The sequence below is a fragment of the Arthrobacter sp. NPDC093139 genome (assembly GCF_044754165.1).
Classification (GTDB): domain Bacteria; phylum Actinomycetota; class Actinomycetes; order Actinomycetales; family Micrococcaceae; genus Arthrobacter.
In genome coordinates, this window is the sequence record NZ_JBIVOO010000030.1 from 1 (window position 1) to 3,289 (window position 3,289).

General features: G+C 64.7%; 3 protein-coding genes. All 3 read left to right on the top strand.

The genetic code is table 11. From position 1 onward, the window contains the following. Positions 1-177 precede the first annotated feature (177 nt). Positions 178-1,731, top strand: coding sequence for an aldehyde dehydrogenase family protein (locus tag ACIP90_RS21310; RefSeq protein WP_400581757.1), 1,554 nt, complete (start codon positions 178-180; stop codon positions 1,729-1,731). Next, positions 1,728-2,729 (top strand): D-2-hydroxyacid dehydrogenase, encoded by a 1,002-nt coding sequence (locus tag ACIP90_RS21315; protein WP_400581759.1) that lies wholly within the window; start codon positions 1,728-1,730, stop codon positions 2,727-2,729. Before ACIP90_RS21310 ends, ACIP90_RS21315 begins: the two co-directional genes overlap by 4 nt. An 18-nt stretch (positions 2,730-2,747) precedes the next feature. Next, the coding region (locus tag ACIP90_RS21320) for an aldehyde dehydrogenase family protein (protein ID WP_400581760.1) at positions 2,748-3,289 on the top strand (542 nt) is incomplete at its 3' end.

Here is a 3,289-nt window from a genome sequence, read left to right on the forward strand (position 1 = left end):
GACCTCAAAAACCCGCCCGTACCCGGACACTTCGGCCCGCCCTGGTTCCTGCCCTTCATCGGGGCCGCCGCCAAGATCATCGACCGAGTCAAGTAACACCCTGAAAAGCCGGGCAGCCGAATCAATCGGCTGCCCGGCTTCAGATTAACCAGATACATCACCTAGGCAAGGGATCATATGCTGCCATTTACAAGCCTCGATGACGCGCGCCCGGAAACAGGGGACAGCCGATCAGCAGTTGCCAACCTCCCCGGAGGTGCCTTCTTTGAAGGGCAGTGGCAGAGCGATGAGATGACGCTGGAAGTCCGGGACCCCCAGGACGGTTTCCTGGTGGGGCGGGTCTGCAGCTCCACGGCCGGGGACGTGGAGCGTGCCATCACGCATATCCACCGGCACCTGCAGGTAGAGGACTGGCCGGTGCGGGCCCGCCGCCAGGCCCTGGAGAGGGCTGTGCTGCTTCTGGGCGAGCAGTCTGCCCGGTTCGCCAAGATCATCGCGGCGGAGAGCAGCAAGACCATCTCCGAAGCCGAGCGAGAGGTGCGCCGCTGCATTGAAACCCTTCGGCTTTCCGCCGCGGCGTCCGAGGAGCTGTCGGGGGAGACCCTGGGGTTTGAGGACAGCCTGGCCGGAGCCAACAAGATCGGCTGGTACAGCCGCAAGCCGGTTGGCATCGTCGCGGCCATCACACCGTTTAATGATCCGCTGAACCTGGTGGCACACAAGCTGGGCCCGGCGCTGATCGGGGGCAACGGCGTCGTGCTGAAGCCTTCCGGACGCACGCCGCTTAGCGGGCTGGCGCTGGTGCAGCTACTGCTGGAAGCGGGTGTCCCGTCGGGTCGCATTGCAGCGATCGTCTCCGGACCGGGCGTTTCCGAAGCACTTGTCACCGATGAGCGGGTGGACCTGATCTCCTTCACGGGCGGCCCCGCCACGGCCGACCGTATTGCCGCCGCGGCGGGGGCGAAGAAGATCCTCTCCGAACTCGGCGGCAACAATGCAACGATTGTCTGCGCGGACGCGGACCCCGAGGCCGCGGCGACGGCGATCGTGGCCGGAGCCTTTGGTGTGGCCGGCCAGAACTGCCTCTCGGTGCAGCGGGTGTACGTTCACGCCTCGCTCTTCGAACAGGTAGTGGAGCAGGCCGCCCGCGAGACCAAGTCGCTGAAGACAGGACCCAAGCTGGACCGGACCACCGATATTGGGCCGCTGATTTCCGAGGCAGAGGCCCGGCGGGTCGAGGAATGGGTGGAAGAAGCCACAGCGGCCGGTGCCACCCTGCACGCCGGCGGCCAGCGGCGCGGGGCGTACTATGAGCCCACCGTGCTGACGGACGTGCCCTCGGAATGCCGGGTCATCCGCGATGAGGTGTTCGGGCCCGTGGTCAGCATCCTGCCGTTCGACGATGTCCAGGATGCCATCCTCGCGGCGAACGACTCCGAGTACGGGCTGCAGGCAGGCGTCTTCACCCAGTCCATCGACCAGGCGCTGGCCATCGCGGACAAGCTGCACGTCGGCGCCGTGGTCATCAACGAGACCAGCGACGTCCGCATCGACTCCATGCCCTTTGGCGGGTTCAAAAAATCCGGGGTAGGCCGCGAAGGCGTCCGGCATGCCGTCCGGGAGATGACCGAACCGAAAAACACCATCATCAACCTTGGAGAGCCCCCCAGGCAGAAGATTCTGGGCCTGGGGGAGAACTCACCGACAGCCACAGCCGGGATTTCCGCATGAGCAGTGCAATGGGTGGCCGGCGCCCGGTTGTTGCGGCGCTGTATCGGGAGGCTTTACCGCCGCGGCTGGCAGAGGTTGAGGAGCTCGCAGAGGTCCGGCTGACCAAGGCTGATGGCCTGGCGAAGGCCATGGACGGTGCGGACGTGCTGTATCAGTGGCACTCCTTCTCGCCGGCGCTCAGGGAGAACTGGGGCGCTGCCTCTACCCTGAAGTGGGTGCATGTTACGGCGGCGGGTGTGAGCCAGCTGATGTTCGATGAACTAATCCAGAGCAACGTCACCTACACGAATTCGCGCGGGGTCCTCAGCCGGGCCATCGCGGAGTTTACGCTGGGCTTTGTGCTGGACATCGCCAAGGACGCGCAGGGTTCCTTTCGGCTGCAGCAGCAACAGCGCTGGCAGCACAGGGTCACCCGCAAGATCCAGGGCCAGACCGCACTGGTGGTGGGCACCGGGTCGATCGGGCGCGAAATCGCCCGCCTGTTCCGGGCCGTCGGGATGGAGGTGGACGGCGCCGGCCGGAGCAGCCGGCCGGGGGATGCAGACTTCGATCAGATCCACTCGTCCCGTGAGCTGTCCAAAGTGGCGGGTGCGTACGACTACGTCGTCCTGGCGGCACCGCTGACCACCGATACCAGGGGACTGGTCGACGGAGAAGTGCTTGCCGCAATGAAGCCTTCATCGCGGCTCATCAACGTCGGCCGGGGCCAGCTGGTGGATACTGCTGCGCTGACTCACGCGCTGAAATCGGGCTCCATCGCCGGTGCTGCCCTGGACGTTGTCGACCCGGAGCCGCTGCCGGAGGGGCATCCGCTGTGGAGCTTGGAGAACGTCATCATTACCCCGCATATGAGCGGGGACACCGAGGACTATCTCGATGATCTCGCCAAGCTCTTCGTGGACAACCTGAAGCGGTACTGCAACGGCGAACCACTGGAAAACGTCGTGGACAAGTCCCTGGGCTTTGTACCGAATGCTGAGCCCTCCCTCACTTTCTAAGGAAAAACTGCGTTAACCATGTCAACAGCGACACTGACCCTGATCAACCACTTCATCAACGGACGCGAGTCCGCCGGTACGGGTGACAGCACCCGACCGGTGTACAACCCGGCCACCGGCCAGGTGTCGGGTGAGCTCCGGATTGCGAACCAGGCAGACCTGGACACTGCCGTCGCCGCGGCCGAGAAGGCCGCGGAGACGTGGGGTGACATTTCCTTGGCCAAACGCACGGCGGTGCTGTTCAAGTTCCGCGAACTGGTGGCATTGCATGTTGACGAACTCGCTGAGCTGATCACAGCCGAGCACGGCAAGGTCCTCTCCGATGCGAAGGGCGAGATCGCCCGGGGCCTGGAGGTGGTCGAGTTCGCCTGCGGTATCCCGCAGCTGCTCAAGGGTGACTATTCGGACCAGGTTTCCACCGGCATCGACGTGTTCTCCTTCCGCGAGCCGCTGGGTGTAGTGGCGGGCATCACGCCCTTCAATTTCCCGGTGATGGTGCCGCTGTGGATGGCTCCGATGGCGATCGCTACCGGCAACGCCTTCATCCTCAAGCCCTCTGA

Excerpts from the sequence above, each read along its gene's own strand:
- ACIP90_RS21310 (WP_400581757.1), top strand. The coding sequence starts at position 178 with ATGCTGCCATTTACAAGCCTCGATGACGCGCGCCCGGAAACAGGGGAC.
- ACIP90_RS21315 (WP_400581759.1), top strand. The coding sequence starts at position 1,728 with ATGAGCAGTGCAATGGGTGGCCGGCGCCCGGTTGTTGCGGCGCTGTAT.